General features: G+C 55.1%; 2 protein-coding genes and 1 pseudogene. 2 read left to right on the top strand and 1 reads right to left on the bottom strand.

Annotated features, from left to right (window positions below):
• A pseudogene (locus PAT3040_RS36740) lies at nt 1–227 on the top strand (DUF2515 family protein); the annotation flags it as partial.
• 55 nt (nt 228–282) lie between these two features.
• Here the strand turns inward: PAT3040_RS36740 and PAT3040_RS03980 are convergent.
• Nucleotides 283–1359 carry a glycosyltransferase gene (locus PAT3040_RS03980; protein WP_108991625.1) on the bottom strand — a complete coding sequence of 359 codons (1077 nt, stop codon included), beginning with the start codon at nt 1357–1359 and terminating at the stop codon, nt 283–285.
• A gap of 128 nt (nt 1360–1487) precedes the next feature.
• On the opposite strand from PAT3040_RS03980, the gene PAT3040_RS03975 reads away from it, so the two are divergent.
• Nucleotides 1488–3035, top strand: coding sequence for a spore germination protein (locus tag PAT3040_RS03975; protein WP_108991624.1), 1548 nt, complete (start codon nt 1488–1490; stop codon nt 3033–3035).
• Nucleotides 3036–3096 lie beyond the last annotated feature (61 nt).

Below are 3096 nucleotides of genomic sequence, written 5' to 3'. Positions count from 1 at the left end.
CCACGCCGCTCTACAGCCCGCCGCTGCATGCCGCTTGGGGAGATCACGAGCCGGAGCCGCCGGAAACCGGCGATTGGTTCCGGGGACCGGAGCAGGTGGGCAAGTATTTTCAAAAACTGACTTTCCCGCCGAACTTCGAGATTACTAATGAATACGGTCTGCTGCTAAACAAGCTGGAGCTTGCCGTGCTGGCCGCACAACGAGGAGCCGCTTCTCCTTTGACGTAGTAGAAATACGATAATGAAGAAGCGGCTAACAACTGCCAACATTGCGGTGCCGTCGCTAGGTCTTGGTTTTGTTGAAATAATTTTCGTTATATCGAATGCTGGGATGATCGGGATTAAACGTCATGGCTTGGCGATGGTGCTCCAGCGCCTTGGCGCGGTTGCCTATACGGTCGTAGCAGACGGTTAGTTGCAGATGGGGCAGCCAGGTGGACGTTGCGTGGTCGGTGGATCCCATGTTGCCCGCTGGCCGTTCTACCGTTAACGCTTGCCTGAACCAGTAAATAGCCTGTTCGAACCGTTCTTGCCGGATGAAGACGCTCCCGAGCTCGCAGCAAATTTCGGGACGCGGAGTGTCATAGCCGAAGGATCGGAACAGAGAAGCCAGTTGGCCCTTGCTGTTCTTGAGCCGTCCGTAGCAATCAGCCTGCTTCATGCAAGCTCCGATATTATCCTCCACCCAGCCCTTGCCGCCGTCCAGAAATCGGCCGTACCACTCAATGGCCTCCTCGTTCCGGCGGTTATCCCGAAGTTCGTTTGCAAAATAATATTGGTCGCGCGGAGAGAAGGTTTCGCCGGCATCCCGACGCTTAAGGTAAATGCGCAGATTGCGGTCGGTATGAAGCCGCTCCTTGCGATGGGTAACGGCGATATCGCTATGGAGGATGCGGCCGAAGACGGCCAAATATTCATGTACGGGACCGATCCAGCGGAAGCCGAGGCTGCGTCTGACCAGCCGATTGCGGCGCAGACTGAAGACGGGGTTGCCCTTATGATCAAAGGTTAGGTGGTAATTCATGGAGACGCTGTCGTAAGGGAAATCCTCGTCGTTCTCCTCCTTGAGGGTCTTGAGCCGCGCTCTGTCCTCCGGCTCGACTACATCATCGGCATCCAGCCATAAAATGAACGGCTGTGTCGCTCGATCGAAGGCGTAGTTGCGAGCTGCGGCGAAGTGATCGATCCACTCGAAATCGTAGATCGCCGCGCCGAAGGATGCTGCGATCTCTTTGGTGCGGTCCGTGGAGCCGGTATCAACGATCACGATTTCGTCGACGACGTCCCGCACCGAGGACAGGCAGCGGCCGAGACTTTCTTCCTCGTTCTTGACAATCATGCACAAGCTAATGCCGAGCATTCACCCAACACCCTTTCTTCCTGACGGTTCGTTGTAACATTGTATTAGCGCGCGAGCGGGATGGTGCCATACATAATCTCAGCAATAAAGTGCCAACATAAGGGCATTATGGAAACAGAGGGTGCGCTATGAAACAATCCGAAACATCCCATGAAAGGCCGTTCCAATCTTCGTTAAAAGCGAACGTGCGAGCGATTTACGAACGATTTGGGGGAAGCAGCGACCTCGTCGTCAGACTGTTCCGCAGCGATGCGGCTCCAGAGCGCGAGCTCGCGCTCATGTACATAAGAGGAATCGTTGACGAGTCGACTATTAATGAATCTGTGCTGAGTCCGCTCATGTCCATGCAGCTTCCAAAACCCGTCGGCAAAGAAGAGCCCGGGTTGCTGGAGGCTCTCCGGACAAGCATCTTATCCGTCGGTCAGGTAAGAGACGTGTTGATGATGGAAGAGGCGATCCAGCTCATGACCGGAGGCATGTGCTTGATCGCGGCGGAAGGCCATGCGGCCGTGCTTATGGCAGGCGTAGGGGGAGGCGAGCAGCGGTCGGTCGACAGCGCGCTGACGCAGACGGTCATTCGCGGTCCGCAGCGGGGATTCGTAGAGGATTTGAATACAAACGTCAGCTTAATTAGGCGCATTGTTCGTTCTCCTAACTTACACGTGCAAACGCACAAAATAGGGAGTGAGACACACACGGATGTAGCCGTGCTTTATATGAACGGCATCGCGGACGAGGCAGTCGTCAAGGAGGTGTACCGGCGGCTCGCCGATATCGAGATCGACGGCGTGCTTGAGAGCGGTTATATCGAGGAGTTTATCCAGGACGAAACGTTTACGCTGTTCCCTACGCTTATGAACACGGAGCGCCCCGATACGGTAGCAGCATCCTTGCTGGAGGGCAGAGTTGCAATTGTCGTAGAAGGCACTCCGATCGCACTGATTGCGCCAATAACGTTCTTCAGCTTCTTCCAGTCGCCGGAAGATTACTACCAGAGGTTTGACATCGCTTCATTTGTCAGGATGATTCGTTACGGGGCCTATGCGGTGTCCATGTTGTTTCCCGCGCTCTATATTGCGGTGACGACCTTTCATCAGGAGATGCTGCCTACAACGTTGCTCATCAGCTTGGCTGCCCAGAGGGAGGGAGTTCCGTTCCCGGGTCTCGTGGAAGCTCTGCTTATGGAGCTTACCTTCGAGGTACTGAGGGAAGCTGGACTTCGCATGCCGAGAGCGATCGGCCCTGCCATCTCCATCGTCGGAGCGCTCGTGCTTGGACAATCGGCCGTCCAGGCGGGAATCGTCTCGGCAGGCATGGTCATTGTCGTATCTTTTACGGCGATCGCAAACTTTGTCATGCCGGAGTTCAACATTGCCGCCACGTCCCGCATCATCCGATTCGGATTGATGCTTGTCGCTGGATTCCTCGGGTTTTACGGCCTTTTCATCGCCATATTGTTTCTTCTGGTTCACCTTGCTTCGCTGCGCTCCTTCGGAGTGCCCTACATGTCGCCCATGGCTCCCGGAGCCAGCGTTAGAGGTTTATGGCGAGACGTATTCGTACGAATCCCGTGGTGGGCCATCGTGCTTCGTCCCCAGGATCTGAAACTGCGTAATCCCAAGCGAATGAAACGCTCGAAGAGGCCGATTGCACAAAGGCACGTCAAAAAGCCGTAAGTCCAGCGGTATGATGTCAAGTCCCTAATTCGGTCGAATTGGAAATTTTCTTGGCTGTACA

This window comes from Paenibacillus agaridevorans, from assembly GCF_003112455.1.
Classification (GTDB): domain Bacteria; phylum Bacillota; class Bacilli; order Paenibacillales; family Paenibacillaceae; genus Pristimantibacillus; species Pristimantibacillus agaridevorans.
This window is presented reverse-complemented; position numbering and strand designations above follow the sequence as displayed.

What these genes read in the sequence shown, in the direction of transcription:
- PAT3040_RS03975 (WP_108991624.1), top strand. Translation starts at nt 1,488, where the DNA reads ATGAAACAATCCGAAACATCCCATGAAAGGCCGTTCCAATCTTCGTTA.
- PAT3040_RS03980 (WP_108991625.1), bottom strand. Translation starts at nt 1,359, where the DNA reads ATGCTCGGCATTAGCTTGTGCATGATTGTCAAGAACGAGGAAGAAAGT.